Below are 24,174 nucleotides of genomic sequence, written 5' to 3'. Positions count from 1 at the left end.
AGCAGGTGGTTCAGTGTTAATTATTTTGCTTTATGGCAATACCAGTGACTTTTTTGAATTCGTTTGGAATAGGATAATAAGCGGTGGCACCAGGCATTAAGTAACCACTTGTCTTAGTGTCAATCTGGCTCCACGGGAGGTCTTTTTTCTCGCCGTTAGTTTGAAGTTCGAATACGGAATGAAGCAAGTTCACTAGAACTTGGCTTGTGTTTTCTACCACTATGTTTCTATCTTTAATCGAGGACTTCATAGTGGGCTTTATTGAGTTCGGAGATACAAAAGCTAAGGTCGAAAAACTAAGCAGTGTTCTTATTTTACTGTCACTATCTTCAGGCCCTTCGACTTCTAGTTCGTTGAATTCAATGCGGTACAGTTTGGTCATTGTGAGAGTATCGCTAGGGATATAGCGCACCCGAATCTTTTGAGAACTTTGTGGGTCTACCATTATTTGAGGAGGCAAAATGAGAAAACTGTCTTCATTAAGTGTTAGTACCTCTCCGGTTTCATCGTAACTTACGTCATACACTACAACTTCAATTGGGAGTGAACGGTCTTGAGGGTTATTGATCGTATAGCTTGAGAGAGCCTTTCCTCCAAATTCGTTCATTTCTTGATACATAGGGGTAATTTCGTAGCTGAAAGCGACGGCGTGGAAGAGTAGCAGACTGATAAATAAAGTAATGTTTTTCATAAAACCCTTCCTTGGTAAAATGAGCCCACGTTTGTGGGCTCTAATTTATGAGCTAAAATCCACACATGTGGTGACAAGTTTTCGCTTGGAGTTTCACATACACTGTAGAGCGATAATTACCGGCTCTTGCTAAAGCTGCACCCTCTGTTGTGATACTAAGAGGAACTTCTGCAATTCTTGCTTTTTGGTGTTCACCACTCCATTTAACTTGGAAGTTACCTGTCGTATGACCAAACAAACCATCACTTGCATTGCTTGTATCGAAAATGTCGGTTTGATTTGCTTGTAATGTGTAATCGATACGTTCTTTACCAATGGCCATGCCGAAACGAGTCATTTTGAAAGGTGTGGCAGTCATATCGACTTCCATTGATTTCCCGTAGTTACACCAGGCACGAAGACTTGCAATTGGTTTACTGGCTGTTAGCCCTGAGACCAAATTTTTGCTATCTGCCAGCATGTTCGTTAGGTGGATATCACCATTAACAAACTCTCCGGCTTGTGCTGATTTCAAGTTGAGCACACAACGTTGTGGAATCGTGCCTTCCATGCGAATGTGTGCGCCATCAGTGTTCGTTGCATTGGTCAGAAGAGCATTGGTTGCTCCTCCAAATTGAACCACATTAGCTTCTAACTTGGTTCCACCTGGACCACCACCAACAGCGAAACTATTTACACTGAACATCACACCAGCTACTGCTACCGCTAATATTAATTTTTTCATAATTATTCCCTCATTACTCTTGTTATTCCCGACAACAAATACATAGTAATTAGGATTTAAAAAATATACCTCGCAACGAGGGGTGATATATTGAATAAATAAGTATGAAAAGAGTGCTAATTTTAAACGGTTAATTCATGAGCTTTAGCAAATAGTTCATGTCGAGAATGTACATTCAACTTGGACATCACATTGTAAGCGTGTGTTTTTACTGTGTTTATACTGACATTTGTGTCGTTTGCTATTTGTATGTTTGAAAAACCTTGAATCATTAATTCAAAGACTCTTTGCTCTTTCTTTGTTAAAAAAAACTTTGATGTTACTTTTTCTGTGATGGAATAGGATTTCTTAGAAATGCTACTGATACAAAGGTCAATAATAAAGCTTTCCATAATATGTCTAGGGAACCAAAGCTCTCCCTCTTGAACAGATTTAATGGCTTTTGGAATAAATTCAAAATGATTCACTTCTATTTGGCCAAAAAAGCCAAATTTTAGGTAATCGTAACAAGCGCTGCATTTAATATTGATGGCGATCCACTTATCTTTTCTATTGATAATTGAAACACCACACTTGTCTGGCATCGGTATCGTACTTCTGTCTAAAAGCACAACGCCTTTATACTCAGGGTCAAGTTCAGAATAAGATTCGATAACTTGAAATTGATTGAGTGGGAAAGAAAGTTTCAATAAATCTCTGATCACTCGCGACAAGGTGTTGCTGCGAGTGATCAAGCATGTGTAAGGTGCTGGTCGATTATTTTGCATACTTTGAGCCTTCCTTGGCGGCAGAAGCGAATTAGGTGTAAGCAGAGCGTATTGGTGGGCTGATGAGCCACTGCCCTTGTCCAAATCGAGAGATCAGTTGGTTTTGGTTTTTACATTGTGTTTTGTGCAGGATACTCTTGATCTGACTGCGAACCGTTTCTTTTGATACATCACGGGTTTGTGCGATCTCAGTACCGTTCAATCCTTTAGTCAGTAGATCAAGCACATCAAGTTCTGACTTAGTCAAAGACGGGCTCGTGTTGGCCGTTTTTGGCTCAGAATATTTACGCCAATGTGAGACCATAGTACGGTGGGCGACCCATGAATTTGCCCAAGCGATGGCAATGTCACATATTGATTTTAACTGGCGTAATTCATCAATCCGGAGTTCATCGACACTATGAAACATTATTGATATTCCATGTTCGTAAAGTAGATTTTCAGAAATACTATAGAAATTCAGATAATCTTGTGCGACAGGGAGCTTGTCATGACCCAATATTCTATTGTCCATTATGTCATCTAGCTTGTGATGAATTTTTCCTTTACGGCTCTTTGAAATCAACATGAGATAATCATCTAGATTGTCTGTGATTACCTCTGTCAGTGAGACTCCATCTGACAAACCATCAATATATTTGAAGGCTGGGAAGTCTGGTTTTGATGAGATAACTAATGTGACATGCTCAATTCCAAGTGTAATTAATCCATTTCTTATCGCTTCTTCGAATTCAGACGGGGATTTATTAAGTCCATTTTCTAGTGGAATCTTCAATTCTGATATCTGCATAACTCAATCCATTTAGCCTATTGCAAGCGATAACTCGAATATATTTTGGTGCTTCATTTGAGTTTATCTAAGGTTGATATTAGTCATTAAATGATAGGTTTATCATCACCCAATTGGGTGAAGTAATCCACAAACAATCCACTTTTTATAATAATGGATGCCTATTGAGCAATTAATTGATTTGAATCAATATTAGAAGGGCGATATCGAAGGGTATTTAAATTCAAAAAAAGATTCATAATAAATTATTACTCAAATTATAATTAATAATCTCTTAATTTAATTCAATCGAGGATGTGTTATTTATGTTGTTTGATTCTTATTTGCGAGAAGACAAGGTAGAAAATAGCAACGATGTAAGATTTCATCGTTGCTATTTGGTTAGAGTTATTGGTTCGTCGCTTGGAATGCTGGTTTTTTATTGTCTAGAGCACCACTAATTCGGGTCAACACTAGCGCGATTAAGACAATCATCGCCCCGATCCAAGGGGTGTTCATTAATCCAGATTTCGCGACAATCAAACCACCGCCCCATGAGCCCAATGCAATACCGACGTTGAAGGCTGCAATGTTCAACCCAGAAGCGACATCGACTGCGTCTGGTGTGTATTTCTCAGCCAGTTTCACAACATACACTTGTAGCCCCGGAACGTTACCGAATGCAAATGCCCCCCAAACCAAAATAGTCGCAACGGCTGCGTAAGGGTTTACTGCGGTAAAGTTGAATACCACCAGTACTGCGGCTAAACCAGAGAAGATAACGGTCAGCGCTTTAATCGGGCCCATCTTGTCGGCCATTTTACCGCCCCAGATGTTACCTACCGCCACTGACACACCGTAGACCAACATGATTAAGCTGATTGAGCTCGAATCAAACCCTGATACGTTTTCCAGTATTGGAGCAAGGAACGTAAACGCTGTGAATGTTCCGCCATAACCTAGTGCCGTGATAGCGTAAACCAACAGTAAGCGTGGTTGAGTTAGAACCTTTAGTTGTGCCGAAATCTTCGCCGCTGGTGGTTGCTTAAGGTTGCTTGGAACCAAGATAGCGCTACCGATAAGAGCAATAAGACCAAGCAGAGCAACGATCAAGAAGGTCGCTTGCCAGCCAAAGGTTTGGCCGATATAAGTGCCCAGTGGTACGCCAGTTACCAATGCAACCGTTAAACCCGTAAACATGATCGCAATGGCACTGGCTGCTTTATCTTTTGACACCAAACCTGTCGCGATGGTCGACCCAATCGAGAAGAACACACCATGGGCAAGGCCAGTCAAAATTCGTGCGGCGATCAGCGTGTTATAGCCTGGAGCTTGCCACGCCAATAAGTTACCAATGACAAACAGTGCCATCACGGTCAGCAACACCGCTTTACGATTCCATTTGCCGGTTAGTGCCGTTAATACTGGTGCGCCAATAGCAACACCAAGCGCGTATAAACTGACTAATAAACCTGCCGATGGCAGAGATACATTCAAGTCGCTCGCCATGGTAGGAATCAAGCCTACGATGACAAATTCTGTGGTTCCGATGGCAAAGGCGCTGAGCGTCAATGCAAGTAATGCTAATGGCATAATCATCTCTCTTACTGTTCTTTGTTAAATACCGAGCGCGATAAAATGGGGCAGCTTGTGACTGCAATAGGAGCGCTTCGTTTGATGGCGAGGATTATCTAGCAAAATATATTTGTGAAAAATGCCATCATTAACAAATAACCTTTGTGTTATTTGCAATAATTTGAGAGTTAGCCGATCATAGGATTAAGCTGATGAGATCGAAAAGACACACATGATTTGAGCTGTGATGATCACAAGCGAGATGACATTAACCAAAATGAAGATAGCGAAGGAGCCTCATGTTAACCCGTTCAGATGATTTAGAAATGGTACTCACCGTCGTCGATGCTGGTGGTTTTTCTGCGGCGGCAGAGGCGCTGGATGTGCAGGTCGCCAAGGTGTCTCGTTCGGTGAGTAAGGTTGAGTCGCAACTCGGCGTCTCGATATTCAACCGAACAACGAGACGCGTGGAATTGACGGAGGAAGGGCGGCAGTTTGTCGATTCAGTCAGGGTAGGGTTACAGGTTATTCAGAGCGCGGAAGAAGAAATCGTGTCGCGTGGTGAGTTACCAAAAGGTCGTTTAAGAGTCGATGCCGCCAGTCCATTCGTATTCCATCAGCTAGTGCCGTTGGTGCAGTCATTCAAAAAGGCTTACCCAGACATTGAGTTGGAACTCACTTCCAACGAAGGCTTCGTTGATCTTCTGGAAAAGAGAACTGATGTTGCGATTCGAATCGGTAAGCTGTCCGATTCAACACTGCACGCTCGCCCGTTAGGAAAAAGTTTACTCCATATTGTAGCGTCACCTGATTATCTCGCTAAGCGTGGGCTACCCATTAAACCTGAAGATTTGAGTTCACATCAAATTGTGGGTTTTGCAGGGAACAAAGTGCTTAACCATTGGCCTTTACCAAACCAAAGTTATGTCGCGCCTACCGTGACAGCCAGCAACGGTGAAACCGTGCGTCAACTAGCACTAGCTGGAAATGGGATAGCTTGTTTATCGGGGTTTATGGTGCAGGAAGATATAGCTGCGGGTCGTCTAATCCCTATTCTGGAACAAGATAAACTTGCCAACACAGACCGAGAGCGAGTGAGTGCGGTTTATTATAAGTCTTCCTCTGTCTCTAAACGTATCTCGGCGTTTATTGATTTTATTCAGCCCCGTTTGAAGCTCTAGCTAAGGCAGACTGACGATATCCGCTTAAATGAAAAAGCCCCGCTGACGTGCCACGGGGCTTTTAAATCGAATTCGATAGCTGGTCAGTGTGCTTTCTAGTAACAGACTACTGGAGCTGTACTTAAGCGATCTTAGTCATCTCGTTAAGTGTAAACGACGCAACACAACCTTCAGTTGCTGCCATGTACTCAGCAAGATGGGCATTACCCATGTGCTGTTGCCACAGTTCACGAGACGTCCAGTTTTCATAGAAAGTGAAATGTGCTGGGTTTTCATTGTCTTGGTGAAGGTCGTAGTTGATGCAGCCTTCTTCAGCGCGAGTAATATCAATCAGCTTTAGCAGCTCTGCTTTAACCAATTCGATTTTGTCTTCGTTAGCGACGATGTTTGCGACGATAGTTAGTTGAGTCATGTTCGTACCTATATTACTTTTCACCGAAATGGTGATTTGTCTGTGTTTACAGCGCCACTCTTTGTTCATTGAGCTACAGTCTGTATCGATGGATAAATAATAGTAGGAATATTCGAAACGATAAACAGCGCCACATTTGAATTATTTTCAAAAATAAATTGATAATAACCTGGGGGTTATGTGCTACTAGGCGTAGGTAAAGAGTGTTTAAAAACCGCCCGCCCACGCATCAAAATCGTCAATGTTGTCGAGCTCTTCCTTGGTTTTTGGGGCTGGGTAATAAGGCAGAGCCAATCTTTGAGCGGAAGGTTGCAGTTCCCAATCGGGCGTAATCTTGAGTCGTTTTAACTCATCGTTGAGGCGCACAAACATATAGTAACCATCGCTATGGGTATTGGCATAACTTGCGATGGTCGCAATGTCACCAGAAGGCAACTTTACGTCTCTGCCTAGTGGGTAAAGTTGGTGCAGAGCGAAGCTGACCTTAGGATCTTGTAGCTTGCCTTGTTTAAAGCGTTCTAGGCCAATCGCGGTTGAGGTCGTGCGAGGCTTCCAACCTGTGAGGAATAATCCACTCAAGCTATCTTGGAACGGTTTACCTTTTCGATTGCCTTCATTGCTAATGAATTGAACCGTCAGCGTGTCTCCCGATTCTTGCAGGATTTCTAAAAACTGTTCACCAGTTCGATCGACCAAAAGCTTCATAAGATCCAGATACCATCAAGAATAAGAGACGATAAAGGGTACTACTATAGGGGAGGCTTGTGTAGGGACGATAAACGTTATGTAGCGTGAACAATGTTTCCGGTGTTGATCCTTACATGCCCCTTTGATGAACAACAGCTCTAGCGCTTACGTAAGTAATGCGTTTGCACGATCTCATCAAGGTACGTCGTGACGTCTTTCAACGTAAAATCGACAGGGGACACTAAGTCACCAAATAGCGGGGACCCACCACCAAGCACGACAGGAATGGCCGAGATGATCAGCTCATCAATCAGGTCTTCTTTCATGAAGTTTTGAATGGTGATGCCGCCATCGATGTACAAGTTTTTTAGGCCTTTGTTATTCAAATCCGCGACAATCTGTTTAAGCTCGCCCTTCATCAAAAATACCTTACCTTCAAGTTCTTGAGGTACTTCATTCAAAGTATTGCTAAGTACATAGACTGGCTTGCTGTAAGGCCAATCGATACCAAAGCTCAACACCATATCCATTGTATTACGTCCCATGACCAGCGCATCGATACGATCGGTATGAGCGTTGTAACCCATGTCGTCACCGTCTGGATTTGGAATTGATTGCAGCCAATCTAAGCCGCCTTGCTTGTCTGCAATGTAACCGTCAAGGCTGGTTGCGATAAATACAATATTTGACATTTTAACTCCGATATTGATGAGAAACTTGGCATTTACACGGTAATAAATTAAAATATTCTACAGTGTAGAAATAAAGTTTAAGAGGTGACGGTATGACTGTCAAGGATCAGAGACGAGGTCGACCAAAGAGTGGATCAAGCCAACTCAGCGCCGAGAGAATTCTCACCATTGCCAAAAGCATGATGCGAGAGAGTGGCAAAGTGCCAAGCATTCGAGGGTTGGCGACAGAACTCGGGGTCGATGCGATGGCCATATACCATTACTTCAAAAACAAAAACGATCTGCTTGAGGCAATCACGGTTTCCTTGATTGAAGAAGTGGCACAGCCAGAGCTGAATCATGACTGGCGAGATAACCTTTATCGGCTCAGTGTGAGTTACTTGTCGATGCTCAACGAATATAGAGGCTTGTTAGAGACCTTATTGACCATGAAATCTCTCGGGCCGATGGAGGTATTTAGTGAACGTTTTGAAGCGGTGTTGAACCCGTTAGCGTTAACTGATGAGCAAACCAAAAATGCGTTGGACTTGCTGGTGGATTATTTACACGGATACGCTTTGGCGTTGAACTGTAACCCAGACCGAACAGAGCTCACCATTGAAATGGTCGAAAAGCCGCTGAGTTTATACTGTTTGGCACTCACTCAACTTAAGTGATCTGTAGGCAATTTACTGACCTTTAAATTTATACTGGATAATTACCTATAAATTTCAGGCTTTAGCAGTAATAATCAATGAATAGATCGGAATAGCTTGTTCATTGAAAAGCTGTACGGAAAGTTTCTAAAGACGCAATCGTGAAAAGGAAGTCAGATACATGCCTGTGCTCCAACGCATCAGTTTAACGTTAATCTTAATCGCCGTTTTAGGTGGGTGTTCTTCACTTCCAGAAGGCATCGATCACCCGACAGAGCCGGCAACCTCTCCTGCACCTAGCTCTTTATCGGTTCTAACCAATGCATTTCAGCCTGAAGCTTTAGAGCAAGGCACCACCGCGGTTCGTCTGCAAGAGTCCGGTTGGGATGCTTTGGCACAGCGATTAGCACTGGTCGAAAGTGCCGAGCACACCATCGACATTCAATACTACATCTGGAACTCTGACGAATCGGGCAGCTATCTCGCTAGCCGTTTATTAGCCGCGGCTGAGCGTGGTGTGAAGGTGCGCGTAATGTTGGATGATATCAACCTCAACGAACGTGAAGGGTTACTGTCGGCATTGGATGTGCACCCGAACGTCGAGATTCGTATCTTCAATCCAACACCCACACGCCGTGGCTTCAGTAAATGGTTGAGCTTTGTCGGTGACTTTTCTCGTTTAAATCGCCGTATGCACAATAAGTCGTTTACCGTAGATGGCACTTTGTCTGTAGTTGGCGGGCGTAATATTGGTGATGAATACTTCGACCTTTCTGATGAAATCAATTTCCGAGACCGCGATGTATTAGTCATGGGCTCGGTAGTTAACACCATCCAAACCAGTTTTGTTGAATACTGGAACAGTCGTTGGTCTTACCCAGTCGATATGTTGGGTGATGACGAACAACCTGATCTCTCAAAGATAGATAATATTGTCGTTCCGCATTATCAAAATTACCCTGAATTGCCATTAGATCGTAAGGCTGCTGATAGCTTACTGAAAGAGGTGATTGGTGAGATGACATGGGTGAATGCGCGTTTTGTTTACGATCAACCCGTCCCTGATGACTCCGATAATACTGATGAACCAAAAGCGACCGCGATTCTTCTAGGGAAGTTAGCGAGTGAATCGAAACAAGAGATCTTGTTGGAATCGGCTTACCTTGTATTCGATGACGGTCAGCTTGAAGAGTGGCAGGTATTGAACAATAAGGGCGTTGAAATACAAGCGCTAACTAACTCTATGGCGTCTAATGATCTGGTGACTAATCACTCAGCTTACGCGGGTCGACGCTACGACATGTTAGAACATGGCATCGACCTGTTCGAGCTAAAACCAGAATCAAAGCTATGTGAAGCTTCGACTCAAGACGTGTCGAAATGTGCGCCTGAGACTGCCTATGGCTTGCATGCAAAGTCAGTGGTGTTTGACCGTAGCATCGCGAGTATTGGCTCATTTAACTTCAACCTGCGCTCTACCTATCTCAATACTGAATCGGTTTTGATCATCGAGAATAAAGAGATTGCTGAAACGTTAGCAGAAACTATTAAACAAGCAATGAGTGACGACAATAGCTGGCGTTTGGAACTGGAAGACGGTGATGTGTATTGGTATTCAGGCGAGCAAAGTTGGGACAGCGAACCAGAAACCGGCAAGTGGGAACGAATGCAGTCAGGCTTCCTACAGTTGTTACCGATTGAGAAATATCTGTAATCTAGCCGCCTCTGGATAAATAAAAATGTCAGCGTATATTACGCTGACATTTTTGTTTGTGCTGCTGTTTGCTGTGGTTTGCTGCTATTTTTTAACGGCTTAACGGCTTAACGGCTTAACGGCTTAACGGCTTAACGTTTGGTCAGCTGCTTGCTGTTCAAGTAAGGCAGAATGTGTGGGCGAGATTCCCCAGACAGCTTCTGTGTGATCTGTTGTGACCAACTGCTCTGTTTTTGATTGCTTGAACGGTTTGCGTAGTAGCTTTGCATTGAATCGTCGTAGCTAGCAATTTCATCGAGGTTCAGCGGTTGGTATTGGTTTTCGTGCATTACCACATGCACAGGAAGGCGAGGTTTTATCTCAGGCTGCTGCGCAGGGTGACCTAAGCACATTCCGAACAACACGGCGGTGTGTTGTGGTAGTTCTAATAGTTCATCGACTTGCTGCGCACTATTACGTAATCCACCGATGTACACGCCACCTAAACCAAGAGACTCAGCAGCCAGCATACAGTTTTGTGCCATGATGCCAGAGTCTACCGCGCCAATCAGGGTAAGCTCGGTAAAGTCGGTTTTCACTTCAGGGTTAATCTGAGCGTGGCGTTGATAGTCGATACAGAACACCAAAAACTCAGCCGCGTTCTCAACGTAAGCTTGATTGCCTGCGTATTCAGCTAGCAATTTGCGCTTCTCTTTGTCTGTCACTCTCACGATAGAAACAGCCTGCAGTAAGCTCGATGATGAAGCTGCGAGACCAGCCTGAATAATCATATCTAGTTGCGCTTTTTCAATCGGTTGATTTGTATATTGACGAATGGAGCGGTGCCCCAGAATAGTTTCAATCGTGCTGTTCATAACTCTCAGACAGTCCTTGTGGTGATGACGTAGAGAATCACAATAACGACAATTACCATGAGCGTAAAGGGTGTTCGAGCCTTTCTGGTTGGCAGAATGATATTCATGAATTTAAAAGGATTGCTACCACAGCCAATCCTTTTTTGTACGGTTTCCTGCTAGAAGCTAGAAGCTAGAAGCTAGAAGCTAGAAGCTAGAAGCTAGAAGTGAATAACGCTTAAGAGTTAGCTTTAATGGCGAAGAGATAAAGTGATGAAGTGAACTCTGTTGGTCGAATAGCTGCCAGAAGGCTGAAATAGTCCTGAGTCAGCATTAATTTCACCATGGCCTAAATCTTGGTATTGGTAGCTCAACCCAAGATGTAAGTCATTGGATATCTTCTTCTCAGCGCCGAATCCGATACGCCACTGTTTATCGAGCGGGAGTAACACATCCCTGTTTTGACTGCTTACAGGGCTCGTGTCACCGCTCAATCCACTGTACAGCAACCAATCCTCATATGTATATTCCACACCAACCCCAAGAGAATAGGTGGTTGAGTATTTGTCATCATAATCTTGCCATGTTTCGATGTTGGAGCTGAGTAGAAGGTTTAAGTCTTCATTTAATGAATGCTTCAACCCTAAGTTTAAGCTTCGAATCCATGTCAGTTCGGAGCTAATTCCAAAAGCGTTGGCGTTATCAAGGGAAAGGTCGTGATCAAATTGGCCCTGATAACTGACACCCAATTGTGTGTTGTCACTGATGTGGTGATTGAGACTCAGGCCGAACCCTAGGTCGAGGCTATCTCCTTGAAGCTCTCGACCATTCAATGCTTGAGTTTCAAGTGCTGCGTGCTGCAATATCAAAGAACCACCAAGAGACAGTTGTTCGCTAACTTGATATGACAATGACGACGTTAAGTTGAGTGCTGAAATGCTATTTTCTTTGATCAATAAAGCAGGGTGCGCGCCAACGCCGTGTGAGTATTCAACGCCAGTGCCGCCAGCTGCGTGCAATGCTGCGCCAACGACCCATTGGTCATTGAGCCTTGATGCGTAAGACAGGTGAGGGAGAACATCCGCGCTGCTTCCTGTGGTCGAAGCCGAGTTATCGTCACGGACAAAAGTGGTTTCAACATCGAGGTATTGAACGCCGAGAATCCAAGCGCTTTCTTCAATGGCCGATAACCCCGCAGCGTTGGTGATCACTGCGGATGCATCGTTCGCGGTTACGTTTCCTGCGCCGGCTGTGCCAACGCTTTTGGTTGTCGCAATCTGAGATAGGTTTAATCCACCCGCGTGCGCGAGAGAGCTGACTATCGCTGTTACTAAAAGAGACAGTGTGATGAAAGGTGTTTTCAAGAATAGAACCTCATTTTCAGTGTATGAGTCATGTTTCCAGTAATTTGGGTGATGTTTCTAGCAGTTCGAGCCATGCTCTTAGAGAGAGAAGTCATTGCCACGAGCGAACACTAAGAGCAGCGTGGCAATTGACTTGATCGACTTAATTGCCTTAGTTGGATTAATCGACGTAATTAACCAAATTGAGGCTAGAGTTTTTCAACTTGTGGCAGTGGATATTCATTGTCGAGAACGGCTTGAGTTGGCTCGTACAGGCGCATGTGAAGATAGAAGTCATCTTGAGGGGCTGGTAGCCAGTTACATGTTGGATCGGACGGTTTTGCGTATTGAATGCATATTGGCAAGGTGCCGTCGTCTGCGTATTTCAGTTCATCTTTACGATTGCTTGAGATGGAGTAGCGTTGAATGAAGTTCTCAACCATGAATAGATTTTTAGCGTCGTACATGGTCAGCGACCAAAAGGCGTCAGCGGGTGCATCGGCAGGCATGGTCATTCGATATTGATTGTCTCCCGACAGCTGCTCGCCATTCGAGTCCGTGTATCTATTTGGGTAGAGTGCTCGCTCTGGTACATTCAAACCAGCCGCACGCATATTGATGCTCGCTCGGCTCAGGTAATCATTTCCGTAGCGGCCTCCCTCGTACATCATCGACCAGCCATTATTGACATCGCCAATGCTTCGACCTGCGTATTGAATGATCTGTTGTGAAGACTCAATCGCGCGCATTAGCCCTGCTTTCTGTGCTGAAGTTAGCGCTTCAGGGTTAAAGGGGGTCGATCCTCCAATACCAATTTGTTGGAATTGATCAACGATGGCGGCATCTCCTGGAATTGGATTTTTACGTAGCTCGCGGTCAATTAATGAATACCACTCTAACCCTTCAGGTCTCGCCATGGGTGGGATGCGACCTGTCGAAGCTTTGAGTTCTACGATGTCATGCGCTGTACCGAGTTGATCGAGTGGGTAGCTGAGGAATTTATCGTGAGTAACCAGTGCGTCATCGAGATCTTGCTCGCCAAACACGCCCGTTCGTTGAATCAACCAAACCATAGGAGTGCGAGACTCTACGACACGATCAATCCCCTCTGGCACTTCGCCAGCCCATCCTTTGTTGACCAAAAGTACTTTTGAACCTTGGTCGCCGACATTCTTCACGTGCAGATCTTCAATCGAATCTGAGTAAGCATCCAATAACTGAACAATGTAGTAACGGTTATCGGTGCGAGGAATATCAATCACCATTGGGCCCGATAAATCCAGATCGTAGTGAGCTTGTGAGTAGAGCGTATCGTTGTTGACGGTAGGTACAATTCTATCTTGTGGTCCGGATAGAACGCGTGTTTTACCCATCTCATTCAATGGTGCCATGGCGTTGTCCATCGGCGCATCGACAGATGTGGTCGTTTGCCTAACCGCCGCCACGGTTAATGGGCCAGTACCATAGATAAATGCTTGAACACCTAGATTGTAAGCGAGCTCTTCTTCAGGATTAATAGATTGTTGGGCAAGGGATGGCATCGCGATAATACTGGACAAAGAACACACTAAACTGGTCAGTACACTTTTCTTATAGAGCAGCTTTCTCATGGAACACCTTAGATCGTAGGAACAGAATTAGGCATTTATCATATGAGCAAGTGAGATTAAGGAGTGTAATAGCCGATATTAAGGATGTTAATAGTCTCTTTTTACCTTTCAAGTGATTGTTTTAATTAGCATTTTATTAGGACTGAGAAGCAACTCTACGACGTGTTCAGGTAGGGGGCCTGAGGCGCTATTGTTTGATTGATTTTCGGTTGATATGTTGGCAAAAAAGTACGGGAATCGATATGAACACATCCACTTATCCTTTTAGCTTATTCATTAAAGCAGAAGGGGCTCAGTGCAATCTGGATTGTAGCTACTGCTATTATCTCAATAGACAAGATGTCGATAAGAGGTCTTCAATGTCTTTGGACATGATGGAGCAAATTGTCGGTGCTCATATCGACGCGCAGCCAATGAAAGATCAGCAAGTGGACTTTATCTGGCATGGTGGTGAGCCTATGTTAAGAGGGCTCGATTTCTATGAAGCTGCGATGAAAACGCAGGCAAGCAAAGCGACTACCAAGCTCGTCGTGAATACGATGCAGACCAATGGAACCATGATTAACGATCGTTGGGCGAGTTTCTTTGCTAAACACAATTTCATGATGGGCATTAGTATCGACGGGCCCAATATCCTGAATGACATCGCTCGGATCGACAAAAATGGCGAGTCGTCTTTTGAACGCACAATGCGTGGGATGTCTTATCTAAAGAAGCACAATGTTGATTTTAATACGTTAACGGTCGTGAACAATAAAACCTACAAACACGGTAAAACGATCTATCAGTTTTTGGTTGAAAATGGCAGTGGTTACATGCAGTTTCAGCCTTGTATCGATCATGAGTTGGACAGGCGAACAGGGCACGACTGGTCGTTAACGGGGGAGCAATGGGGGCAATTTCTTTGCGACTTGTTTGATGCTTGGAGCGCCAATGATGTCGGTAAAGTGTATATCCAGTTTTTTGAGAACTGCTTAATGGTGTTGATGGGCTACCAAAGTCAAATGTGTCATCACAGTGCGACTTGTGGGCAGCAACTAATGGTTGAGCATGACGGCAATGTTTACAGTTGTGACCATTATGGGTATCAAGATCATCAACTGGGAACAGTGAAGAGTGATAAGCTTGTAAGCATGGCGACCTCACCAGAACAAATAGCGTTTGGCACCAACAAATATCATGAGTTAAACAGCACTTGTCGAGGTTGTGATTTTGTTGAGCTTTGCCAAGGTGGCTGTCCTAAGAACAGGATAGCAACAACGGAAGATGGCAGTGCGATGAATCATTTATGCCAAGGGTATGAGATGTTTTTTCGTCACGCGTTACCCAAATTATTGCCAATGGTAGAAGCGATGAAAAAAGGGTATTCGCCAGCGTACTTTCCACTTTTCTAAATCACTTGGAGTCGGGCATGACCAAAGATCTAAATTTATTGCGACTTATTTTGGTGCTCAATGAAACTCGCCAAACGGTTACTGCTGCAAAAGCCTTGAACGTGAGTCAGCCGACGATCAGTGTCATGCTTCGTAAACTAAGAGAGCAGTTTGATGATGAATTGTTTGTTAGAGATAAAGCAAAGCTTGAACCAACCCCAAAATGTTTAGAGCTCATCGAAACCTTGCCTTTGTTACTAGAGCAACTCGACAATCTTTATATACCTAGTGAAGAGTGGGGATTGGAAGATTTAAGAGGAGAGGTTCAAATCATGCTGCCTTCTCCTTTGTTGGTTCCAGTGGGTGTACCATTAATTAAAAAACTGACCAAAGAAGCGCCGCAAGTGACGTTTCAATGTTCGCCTTGGTTAGACAACGGTGTGCAGTCTCTAGAGACCAATCGAACGTGTTGGGGAGTAAGCTATCTTCCTATGGATGTGAATAAAACGCTGACTGAGCGTCCGGTTGGCTTTGATAAGTTTATGTTGGTGCTAAGAGCTGATCACCCAGTTCAAGGTAATGCCCTTGAGGACGTGCTGAAGTACCCACTCTGTATCAACATGATCCCTGGTTACATTCAACCATCTAAGACAGAAATGTTGATCAAAAAGTACGATTTAGATAAGCATATTGCCCTTCGAAGCAACAACATGAACTTGATGTTGGAGATCGTTAAGGACAGCGACTTTATCTATATTACATCGACGAAATGTCGTTATTTGCTTGATCACTCTTATCGCTGTATTGAGTTACCGCCTGAACTGTTGAAAGACACCTATCGTCGAGAATTGGCTCTATTTACTCACCAAGCAAACCGTAATAACCCGTTCACCGATTGGCTTCAAAAAGAAATTACGTCGATCATTCAATCCTAGCTTCACGAAACTCTTTCCTCTAAATAACGCCCCCTTCTAGCAGCCACTATTAAAAATCGTAATAGTGGTTATCAAGCCATTTTTGGCGTCTTTCTTATACCATTTACCTCAACAACGATTCGCTTGAGACATACATAAATTTCAGTGTGACTTCAGCGATTTACCCATAGTGAATGAGGGTTATAAATGTATAAGTCTTTTGTTAAATCCGCTTTGGCGCTCTCGGTGCTGGCGAGCGTCAATGTACATGCCGCGAGCCAACCCAATGTGGTCGCCATTATGCTTGATGATGTTAGCCCCACTGATCTGTCAGCCTACCACCGTGGCTTAGGTGCGGTGGACACACCGAATATTGACCGAATTGCAGATCGCGGCATGATGGTCAGCGATTACTACGCACAAGGCAGCTCTACCGCGGGGCGCTCTGCCTTTATCACGGGTCAATATCCTTTCCGAACAGGCTTAACGTCTGTCGGTCAGCCGGGCTCTTCGCTTGGCCTTCAAAAAGAAGATCCAACTCTAGCTGAAATGCTGAAAGACAAAGGCTATGCGACCGTGCATGTCGGTAAAAGTCACTTGGGCGATAACAATAGTCACCTGCCAACGGTGCACGGCTTTGATGAATTCTTCGGTTTCCTTTACCACCTCAATGTCATGGAGATGCCTGAACAGCCGGAATTCCCAACAGATCCTAACTTCAGAGGACGCCCTCGCAATGTTCTTCACACCGTCGCTACCGAGAGTGTGGACATGCAAGAAGACCCAAGGTTTGGTGTGGTTGGAAAGCAAACAATTGAAGATAAAGGTCTTTTAGGCGCTAAACGCATGCAAACCGTTGATGGCGAATTTTTGGAGTTTGCTACGAATTGGCTTGATAGACATGAAGCAGAGAAAGACGAACAACCTTACTTCATGTGGTACAACCCGACTCGTATGCACCAAAAAACGCACGTGCGTCCGGAATATCAAGGCGCGAGTCAAATCAACACTTACTACGATGGCTTGATCGAACTTGATGACCAGATCGGTGTGCTGCTCGACAAGCTTGAAGACTTGGGCGAAATCGACAACACCATCATTCTCTTCACATCTGACAATGGCGTAAACCTAGATCACTGGCCTGATTCTGGCTCTGCCTCATTTAGAGGACAAAAAGGCACAACATGGGATGGTGGTTTCCGTGTACCTATGTTGGTGAGTTGGCCAGATAAAATCCCTCAAGGTGAATACACCGATGGCTTCATGACTTCTGAAGACTGGGTGCCAACCATTATGGCTGCAGTGGGTGAAGGCGACATTAAGCAACAACTGCTTGATGGTAAAGAGTTAAACGGCGAGCGCTATCAAGTCCACTTGGATGGGTATAACCAGCTGGATATGTTGACCAAAGGCGAACCGAGTCAACGTCATGAGTTCTTCTTCTACAACGAGCAAGATTTGAATGCGTTCCGAGTGGATGATTGGAAAGTGCATCTAAAAACCAAAACGGAGTGGATTGCACCTCCTGAAGAGTGGCCACTAGGGATGCTCATCAACATCAAAGCTGATCCTTACGAGCGTAGCCCTGATACTCGCGGTTGGTTCTTATGGATGAAAGAGAAGTCTTGGGTATTACCAAAGCTGCAAAAATCAGCGGCGGAATATCAGAAGTCACTCAAAGCGTTTCCACCAAGACAGAAAGCCGGTGGTATTGGTATGGCAGACAAATCAGTGGTTGCTGACTAACGCCAAATACGACTAATGCAAGGTGTGCTGTAACAAGCGCACCTTCCGTAATCGCTTTTAGTTAGGACATTAAATGATGAAAAAAAATAGACTTGCGGCAGCACTGGCTTGTGCTTTCATGGTTGCACTTCCGTCGCCGGTACTAGCGAGCCAATCCGTGGACGCGACGAGCGCAACTATGGCAACAAAAACAGCAATGGCGATAAAAACGGAAACTCTACCCGTTGAGATGGCGAGTTTAGCGTCGCTCAAAAAGGATAATCAGCTATTGGCACAACTTGCCTACGAGTACGCGTACTCAATAGATGAAGCCTACAAATACTTTTACAAAACCGTCGTTGAGCAAGATTACCCTTTGAATCGATTCCAAAATATTCGAATACTTGCTGACGACACTTACACTGCACATCCTACGATTAACAATGACACATTACACTTGATGGGTTGGATGGACCTAGCGGCAGAGCCGGTCATCATTACGATTCCAGATCATGATGACAATCGATATTGGTTGTTCCATACCATGAATATGCAGCACTTTACTGACTCGGCTTTTGGCTCTCCACAGCGAGGCACAAAAGGCGGCAGTTTCATGTATGCAGTTGAAGGATGGAAAGGTGAAGTGCCTGCGAGTGTCGACCGAGTCATCTATGTCGAGCATCCGCTGGTTAAGATGATGGGTCGAATCATGGACCTTGGTGGTGACGATTCTGCAACTGCTCAAAAGTTAATGGATCAATGGAATATTAGGACGTTATCGGAATACTTAGGTCAGAAAGGGCCAGTTCCTGTTGAGCGCGAGTATCCCGATCCTGAATACTCTAATTGGGTCGAGCGAACCAATTTCATTTTGTCTGAAGGAACAATGAAGGCGCATGATCAAAAGCTGCTTGAACTGTTTAAGTATATTGGCTTGGGAGATTTTGAATTAGGCAAATCCAATCATCCATTTACGACAGAGCAGCTTCGTATGATCGAGTCTGGTCAAAAAGACGGACTGGAACGAATCATTAATGCGGGCTTTGATGATTCACGTGACGTATTAGGCACACGCGATGAAATGACTAAGGTTCCAAGCTTTCAACACGCCTACGGCACGTTAATGGGCCAGTGGGGGCTACCTGCAAAGCACACTATGTATAGCGGTGACTTCGTTGATAGTGAAGGTGCTGTGCTCGATGGCGGAAAATATGATTACACGGTGAGCTTCGATGCGCCACCGCTAGAAGAGGGTGGTTTTTGGTCATACACGGCTTACAGTGGTGAAACCCGATTGATGGAGAAAAACGAGTTAAATCGCCATTCTCGTGGAGACAGAACGTTAACGCCCAATGATGATGGCAGCTACACCATTTACATGAGTAGTGATGTAAAAGGGCACGAAGATGAGCCTAATTTCTTACCTATCCCCGATCATCAATGGTATTCAGTGTTACGTATGTACACGCCCGGTGAAGAGGTCATAACAGACAAATGGAAATCGACACCGTTTACCAAGGTCAAAAAATCCACGATAAAGTGATGACTTAAATCGCCTGTTTAAGGTTTCGTTTATCATCGATTAATGCCAGTTGTTATGCCGCTGGCATTTTTATTGAGCGAAACTTGCTTCGAAATAGTCACTAAATGCTCAGAACTGTAGGAAAAATAGGGCATACTGGACTCAATATATAAACCAAAGAAAGTAACCACGCGCATGAATCCAATCTGCCTCAACGACCCTTTTTCTCTTCCTAATGGCCAAGTGATCAAAAATCGCCTGTTCAAATCGGCAATGAGTGAACAGCTAGGTGATAAATACCATAATCCTAAGCAAGGTTTAGTCACGCTCTATCAGCGTTGGGCTCAAGGAGGAATTGGCCTATCCATAACGGGCAACGTGATGGTCGATAGAGGCGCGCTTGGTGAACCTAAAAACGTTGTGTTGGATGAGCACAGTGATTTAACCGTATTTCGTGAGTGGGCGAAGGCAGGAACACAGAGTGGTTCTCAGATATGGATGCAACTGAATCATCCTGGTAAGCAAATTCCTAAGTTCTTATGCGATAGCCCGGTTGCTCCTTCGGCTATCTCTTTAGAGCGTGGATTAGAAAAAGGCTTTAATACGCCACGAGCTCTGAATGAGACGGAAATAATCGCAATCATTGATAAATTCGCGCTGAGTGCAAAGCTTGCAAAACAATCGGGTTTTACTGGTGTGCAGATTCACGGTGCTCATGGTTATCTTGTTAGTCAGTTTTTGTCTTCGAGACACAATCAACGCCAAGACAAATGGGGTGGATCACTCGAAAACAGACTTCGTTTTGTGCTTGAGGTTTATCGTGCGATTCGAAGAGAGGTCGGTGACGATTTCCCTGTCGGGATTAAGCTCAACAGCGCTGACTTTATGAAAGGTGGCTTCACTGAAGAAGAGTCGATGCAGGTTGTGCAAACACTGAGTGATAACGGTATCGACCTGATTGAGATCTCCGGTGGCACCTATGAAAGCCCATCAATGATGGGGTCGAAAAACAAAGCCGAGCCATTGAAGACCAGCACAGTAAAGCGTGAAGCGTATTTTATGGATTACATGGTTAAGGTGAGAAAACTCGTGAGCACTCCGCTGGTGGTCACGGGTGGCTTTCGAACTGCGCGAGCAATGAATGAAGCATTAAACACCTCGGCGACCGATTTTATTGGTATTGCGCGCACAATGGCGGTTGATCCAGATTTCCCTAACAAGTTAATTGAAAACCCTAGCCACGGCATGCCGCTAACGGTGCCAACCACAGGAAAGCCCGCATTAGACAAGGTGGCGATGGTAGGACTGGTTTGGTATGAACATCAGATGTGGCGCATCGCTTCTGGCAAGAACGCCGACCCTAAACTAAGCGCACTCGGTGTGGTGTTAAAAACAATTTTCAGCGCTGGCTGGCACGCCTTCAAAAAGCGCAGAGCGTAAACAACAACGGAATTTCAACTCGAACTTTTTGGGAACGAACGTTTTTGTAAAGAACGTATTATCATGTTCCTAACGTAGGCTGTTGAATCGAGTTACGTGGAAAGCCGCTATGAATTAAAAAAGCCACTGCATTGAGTGGCTCTTGATACTTTTTCTTGTTAGGGGAGTCGCTGCTATTGAGCGTTGTATATCGTTTTGCCTTCGAATACTGTTGTTATGACTTCGGTTTCTCCAATCTCAGAAGGCTCTGTCTCAAACACATTTTGGCTTAACACCAGCATATCTGCTGACTTTCCGACTTCAATTGAGCCACTTTGTTTATCAATGCGCTGAGCCATTGCCCCATTTACGGTATACATTTCAATAGCCTGCTCGATAGTGACACGTTGTTCTGGCCAAAGTGTTTCATCAGGGCTTAAACCATTTGGATCCTGACGAGTCACCATCGATTCCATTGCTTTCCAAGGGTTTACGTCTGGTGAAACTGGCCAATCAGAACCTCCAGTTGGTAAAGAGCCGTTCTCTGAGAGTGTCTTCATTTCACAGTTTCGTGTTGCGCGTTCTTTGCCTAATATCTTCTCTAAGCCGGTTTGAATTGGGCTTGGATACCAGAAAATTGGCGAGAAGTTGGGCACCACATTGAGCTCTGAAAATCGAGCTATATCGCTTGGATCGACAATACACGCATGAGCAATTTCATGTCTTAGACCAGAACTCCCTTGTACCTCACGCACTTTTTCTACGGCATTGAGCATCGTTCTGCTTGCTCGGTCACCGACTGCGTGTACTTGGGTTGTGTAGCCGTTACTGTCTAGCCACATCAGGTTGGTGGCCAGTAATGTTTCTGAGTAGTTGAGTGTGCCGAGAATTTTTTGTTCTACAGGGTTGTAGGGTGCCAACATCGCTGCTGTTTTGGTCGGTGGGATGCCATCGAGCGTCATCTTGGCAAACATAGTATTGAGGTGGCCAGAGCTAGGTTTCGCCATCTTTTTAAACGCTTGCTGTTTTTGCTCTTGGGTGAGGTTGTTGTCACTCGGCCAACCCCAAGAGAGTGCGACGTTTGCTGTGAGCGAGCCTTCGTCATCTAGAGCTTTCCAGGCCTTGTATTCCTTGTCAAAAACATATGAATCTTTAACGCCAATAATACCAACTTTGTTTAACTCAGAGATTGCCTTTTGAGCGGCCATTTTATAGTCAGTGTCGGTGCGAGGTGGCACAACGGCTTGCAGTGGCTTACCTGCTTGCTCAAGAAAGAATCCAGTTAATGCTTTGTTGTTGTCTGTAATTACAAGGTTACCATAGGTATCCGCATAGCCTGCAGTGACACCGGCCTTGTCCATTGCTGCAGTGTTCGCCCACACATTGTGGTGACTGAAATCAGTGAGCAATACCGGTCGTCCTTGAGATGCCTTATCCAATTTTTTTAAAGTTTCGGCATTCGCGTGTTGTAGTGTCTCTGCACTCCAACTACCGCCGATTATCCAGTTCCCTTCTGGAATACTTTGAGCACATCCTTCAACGGTCTTAAAGATCTCATCAAGAGAGGCCGATTGTGGGAAGTTGCATTCAAACAGCAGTTTCTCACCCGCTCCAATAGGATGAATATGACTATCGTATAGGCCGGGAACAACGGTGCTGCCCTTTAGGTCGATGACTGTAGCTTGACTAGGATCTTTAAGGCTTTGTAGTGCATTGTCACCCACATAGGTGAAAATACCATCCTTAATGATCAGGGATTTTGCATAGTGATCTGGCGCTACTCCCGTATAGATATTGCCATTGACGTACGCAATGGTGGTTGTAGCGCTACTTGTAGCGTTAACCGAGTAGGAAAGTGTCGCGATAAGTGCCGAAAGCAGCAAAGGTGGGTAAGTCGTCTTCATGCGTATCCCCTGTTATGTGTGAACGTTATGGATGGCGAAAATAGTAATTGTCGGTAGCTTCTAATAAGTCACAAATAGCCCCAGCGCCTTGTTACTCAGTATTTAATTACTGGTATTTAGTGTTTTATTACTGTTAAGCGGACTGTATTTGTAAGATAATTAGTTGATATGTCAACATTCTCGCACTCAATTAGTTGATGTGTCAACTAATTATTATTGAGGACAATTAAGTGAGCCCAAGAAAAGATCCAATAAGCAGACAAGTTTCTATTCTTTATCGACAAGAGCTAAGTATCGTAAGCCACTTGTTAGAGCAGCATGATATTTCATTTTCTCAGTTGCCATTCGTTATGGAGTTATACACTGCTCAAGGGGTGTCTCAGGAAGTGCTGGTTTCGAAGGTGCAGGTGGATAAAGCCATGGCGACTCGAGTATTGAAACAGCTTGTCGACAAAGGGATGATTACTCGTAAGCGTAACCCAAACGACGCTCGTTCTAAGTTGGTTTATCCAACAGAAAAGGCATTAGAGCTTAAGCCAAAACTGATCAAAATCATTGGCGACTGGAATGATATTCTGAGTGCCGGAATTAGCGAGGAAGAGTTAGAGATAGTGAAGCGAGTTAATCGCCAAATGATTAATAATGTGAAAGAGACATTCGCTAAGTAAGTTTTTATACCCAGACTGCTATATAGCATGTCGGTCAAACTTAATTAAGTAGTTAGTAAACCAGCGGAGTCCACTTTAATCTGCGTTTGCCGATTTTGCTACTTGCTTGTTTTTTGCGAAGAACGATAGGGTTATGGTTGTTTATTGTTCGCTTTTGAAAGTTTTTATGGTTTTCAACGGTCGTTGATTAATGAAGCAATGCTTTGTTCATTAACCAAGGCTTTATCGGTAGGTAAGGCTTTAGTTAATGGCTGAGGTATCTGCGTTTTTAAGCACTATGCTTTAGTCATGACAAAAAGAGGATTAATTATGAAATGGCTTATCTTATCTGTAACGCTATTGTTTGTGGCAGGATGCCAATCGACAGGCTCTGACACATCTTCACATGATCAAATGAATCGAGTTCATTCTGGTGGGTGTAGCAGCTAATCCTTTTTTGAAAATACTTTTTAGCTACTGTTATTATCATTTTTGTCACTGTTCTTATAAAGAGCCCCCCTAAAAAGCCTTGTGATTACATGAGGCTTTCTTCTATGTAAAACAGCGTATCCCACCGACTGATGTTGTAAATTTGTGAATCTGAATTGTCTATATTCTAGGCTGTGTACTGGATCTCATTTGTTATTTGAAGCACTTGCTAAGGTTAATAATGAAATGTGCTTAATACCAATCACTTTACTCAACTTAAGAGGTTTCTATGCTAGGTGAAAATCACTCTCTTGTTCACGAATTTCCTGAAATGAAAGACAAAATTGCTGAGCTTGCTAAAACTGACGATGGCTTTGCAGAAGATATGAAGACATACGACAACCTTGATAAAGAGATTCGTAAACTAGAGCTGAAAGATTCACCCATTGATGACGGCTCGATGCACCAACTAAAACATGATCGTTCTGAGCTTAAAGATTCACTGCATGCTCGTTTAATTGCCTAGCTAGCGGGTTATTTTGCTGAATAGCTAAATTAAATAGTTAGTTAGCGGATTGCAGATTGAGACAATAAAAACTCCTTCGGGA

22 protein-coding genes are annotated in these 24,174 nt (G+C 44.2%); 10 read left to right on the top strand and 12 right to left on the bottom strand.

The features are described from left to right. Positions 1 to 16 precede the first annotated feature (16 nt). The 5 genes from L3V33_RS05445 to L3V33_RS05425 all read right to left on the bottom strand — a co-directional run bounded on the left by L3V33_RS05445 (position 17) and on the right by L3V33_RS05425 (position 4,544). The gene (locus L3V33_RS05445; protein WP_010431845.1) at positions 17 to 691 is read right to left on the bottom strand and encodes a fimbria/pilus periplasmic chaperone; all 675 of its coding nucleotides are present in this window, start codon (positions 689 to 691) and stop codon (positions 17 to 19) included. A gap of 52 nt (positions 692 to 743) precedes the next feature. Beyond that, positions 744 to 1,415, bottom strand: coding sequence for a hypothetical protein (locus tag L3V33_RS05440; RefSeq protein ID WP_010431836.1), 672 nt, complete (start codon positions 1,413 to 1,415; stop codon positions 744 to 746). Between the two features lie 122 nt (positions 1,416 to 1,537). Then, positions 1,538 to 2,182 (bottom strand): response regulator transcription factor, encoded by a 645-nt coding sequence (locus L3V33_RS05435; RefSeq protein WP_016800423.1) that lies wholly within the window; start codon positions 2,180 to 2,182, stop codon positions 1,538 to 1,540. A 31-nt stretch (positions 2,183 to 2,213) separates the two neighbouring features. Then, positions 2,214 to 2,972: a helix-turn-helix transcriptional regulator gene (locus tag L3V33_RS05430; protein WP_237289694.1), complete on the bottom strand. Its 759-nt coding sequence runs from the start codon at positions 2,970 to 2,972 to the stop codon at positions 2,214 to 2,216. Positions 2,973 to 3,359: 387 nt separating this feature from the next. Continuing rightward, positions 3,360 to 4,544, bottom strand: a complete 1,185-nt coding sequence (locus L3V33_RS05425) for an MFS transporter (RefSeq protein WP_016799867.1) — start codon at positions 4,542 to 4,544, stop codon at positions 3,360 to 3,362. A gap of 281 nt (positions 4,545 to 4,825) precedes the next feature. On the opposite strand from L3V33_RS05425, the gene L3V33_RS05420 reads away from it, so the two are divergent. Then, positions 4,826 to 5,707 (top strand): LysR family transcriptional regulator, encoded by an 882-nt coding sequence (locus L3V33_RS05420; protein ID WP_237289692.1) that lies wholly within the window; start codon positions 4,826 to 4,828, stop codon positions 5,705 to 5,707. A gap of 121 nt (positions 5,708 to 5,828) precedes the next feature. Here the strand turns inward: L3V33_RS05420 and L3V33_RS05415 are convergent, their stop codons facing one another. From L3V33_RS05415 to L3V33_RS05405, 3 genes are all read right to left on the bottom strand, one after another. Beyond that, a complete protein-coding gene (locus L3V33_RS05415; RefSeq protein ID WP_237289690.1) occupies positions 5,829 to 6,119 on the bottom strand; it encodes a putative quinol monooxygenase in 291 nt (96 codons plus the stop codon). 207 nt (positions 6,120 to 6,326) lie between these two features. After that, the gene (locus L3V33_RS05410) at positions 6,327 to 6,824 is read right to left on the bottom strand and encodes a hypothetical protein (RefSeq protein WP_237289681.1); all 498 of its coding nucleotides are present in this window, start codon (positions 6,822 to 6,824) and stop codon (positions 6,327 to 6,329) included. A 140-nt stretch (positions 6,825 to 6,964) separates the two neighbouring features. Then, a complete protein-coding gene (locus tag L3V33_RS05405) occupies positions 6,965 to 7,498 on the bottom strand; it encodes a dihydrofolate reductase family protein (RefSeq protein ID WP_237289679.1) in 534 nt (177 codons plus the stop codon). A 92-nt stretch (positions 7,499 to 7,590) separates the two neighbouring features. On the opposite strand from L3V33_RS05405, the gene L3V33_RS05400 reads away from it, so the two are divergent. Together L3V33_RS05400 and L3V33_RS05395 are read left to right on the top strand one after the other, a co-directional pair. Then, positions 7,591 to 8,154, top strand: a complete 564-nt coding sequence (locus L3V33_RS05400) for a TetR/AcrR family transcriptional regulator (RefSeq protein WP_237289677.1) — start codon at positions 7,591 to 7,593, stop codon at positions 8,152 to 8,154. A 160-nt stretch (positions 8,155 to 8,314) separates the two neighbouring features. Further along, positions 8,315 to 9,847 carry a phospholipase D family protein gene (locus L3V33_RS05395; RefSeq protein ID WP_237289667.1) on the top strand — a complete coding sequence of 511 codons (1,533 nt, stop codon included), beginning with the start codon at positions 8,315 to 8,317 and terminating at the stop codon, positions 9,845 to 9,847. A gap of 131 nt (positions 9,848 to 9,978) precedes the next feature. Here the strand turns inward: L3V33_RS05395 and nfsA are convergent, their stop codons facing one another. The 3 genes from nfsA to L3V33_RS05380 form a co-directional block, all read right to left on the bottom strand. Next, positions 9,979 to 10,701, bottom strand: a complete 723-nt coding sequence (gene nfsA, locus L3V33_RS05390) for an oxygen-insensitive NADPH nitroreductase (protein ID WP_237289665.1) — start codon at positions 10,699 to 10,701, stop codon at positions 9,979 to 9,981. 230 nt (positions 10,702 to 10,931) lie between these two features. Further along, entirely contained in the window at positions 10,932 to 12,044 is a 1,113-nt protein-coding gene (locus tag L3V33_RS05385) for an outer membrane protein transport protein (protein ID WP_237289664.1), read from the bottom strand. A gap of 188 nt (positions 12,045 to 12,232) precedes the next feature. After that, a complete protein-coding gene (locus L3V33_RS05380; RefSeq protein ID WP_237289662.1) occupies positions 12,233 to 13,633 on the bottom strand; it encodes a DUF1214 domain-containing protein in 1,401 nt (466 codons plus the stop codon). A gap of 242 nt (positions 13,634 to 13,875) precedes the next feature. Here L3V33_RS05380 and L3V33_RS05375 point away from each other — a divergent pair, with 242 nt between their 5' ends. The 5 genes from L3V33_RS05375 to L3V33_RS05355 all read left to right on the top strand — a co-directional run bounded on the left by L3V33_RS05375 (position 13,876) and on the right by L3V33_RS05355 (position 20,607). Beyond that, entirely contained in the window at positions 13,876 to 15,027 is a 1,152-nt protein-coding gene (locus L3V33_RS05375) for an anaerobic sulfatase maturase (protein ID WP_237289660.1), read from the top strand. Between the two features lie 17 nt (positions 15,028 to 15,044). Beyond that, the gene (locus L3V33_RS05370; RefSeq protein ID WP_237289658.1) at positions 15,045 to 15,941 is read left to right on the top strand and encodes a LysR family transcriptional regulator; all 897 of its coding nucleotides are present in this window, start codon (positions 15,045 to 15,047) and stop codon (positions 15,939 to 15,941) included. Positions 15,942 to 16,127: 186 nt separating this feature from the next. Beyond that, complete coding sequence (locus tag L3V33_RS05365; RefSeq protein ID WP_237289642.1) at positions 16,128 to 17,666, top strand: sulfatase-like hydrolase/transferase; 1,539 nt, start codon at positions 16,128 to 16,130, stop codon at positions 17,664 to 17,666. A 73-nt stretch (positions 17,667 to 17,739) separates the two neighbouring features. Then, positions 17,740 to 19,188, top strand: a complete 1,449-nt coding sequence (locus L3V33_RS05360) for a DUF1254 domain-containing protein (RefSeq protein ID WP_237289633.1) — start codon at positions 17,740 to 17,742, stop codon at positions 19,186 to 19,188. Positions 19,189 to 19,362: 174 nt separating this feature from the next. Continuing rightward, positions 19,363 to 20,607 carry an NADH:flavin oxidoreductase/NADH oxidase family protein gene (locus tag L3V33_RS05355; protein ID WP_237289625.1) on the top strand — a complete coding sequence of 415 codons (1,245 nt, stop codon included), beginning with the start codon at positions 19,363 to 19,365 and terminating at the stop codon, positions 20,605 to 20,607. Positions 20,608 to 20,780: 173 nt separating this feature from the next. On the opposite strand, the gene L3V33_RS05350 is transcribed toward L3V33_RS05355, so the two are convergent. Continuing rightward, a complete protein-coding gene (locus L3V33_RS05350; RefSeq protein ID WP_171315282.1) occupies positions 20,781 to 22,490 on the bottom strand; it encodes an amidohydrolase in 1,710 nt (569 codons plus the stop codon). A gap of 230 nt (positions 22,491 to 22,720) precedes the next feature. On the opposite strand from L3V33_RS05350, the gene L3V33_RS05345 reads away from it, so the two are divergent. Continuing rightward, positions 22,721 to 23,158, top strand: coding sequence for a MarR family transcriptional regulator (locus L3V33_RS05345; RefSeq protein WP_146455059.1), 438 nt, complete (start codon positions 22,721 to 22,723; stop codon positions 23,156 to 23,158). A gap of 697 nt (positions 23,159 to 23,855) precedes the next feature. Beyond that, on the top strand, positions 23,856 to 24,092 hold the full coding sequence (locus L3V33_RS05340) for a YdcH family protein (RefSeq protein ID WP_009845921.1): 237 nt from the start codon (positions 23,856 to 23,858) through the stop codon (positions 24,090 to 24,092). Positions 24,093 to 24,174 lie beyond the last annotated feature (82 nt).

The organism is Vibrio sp. A2-1 (assembly GCF_021728355.1).
GTDB classification, from domain to species: Bacteria; Pseudomonadota; Gammaproteobacteria; order Enterobacterales; family Vibrionaceae; genus Vibrio; species Vibrio splendidus_K.
Note: the sequence above shows the minus strand (reverse complement) of the source record. Positions and strands in the feature narration are given on the sequence as shown.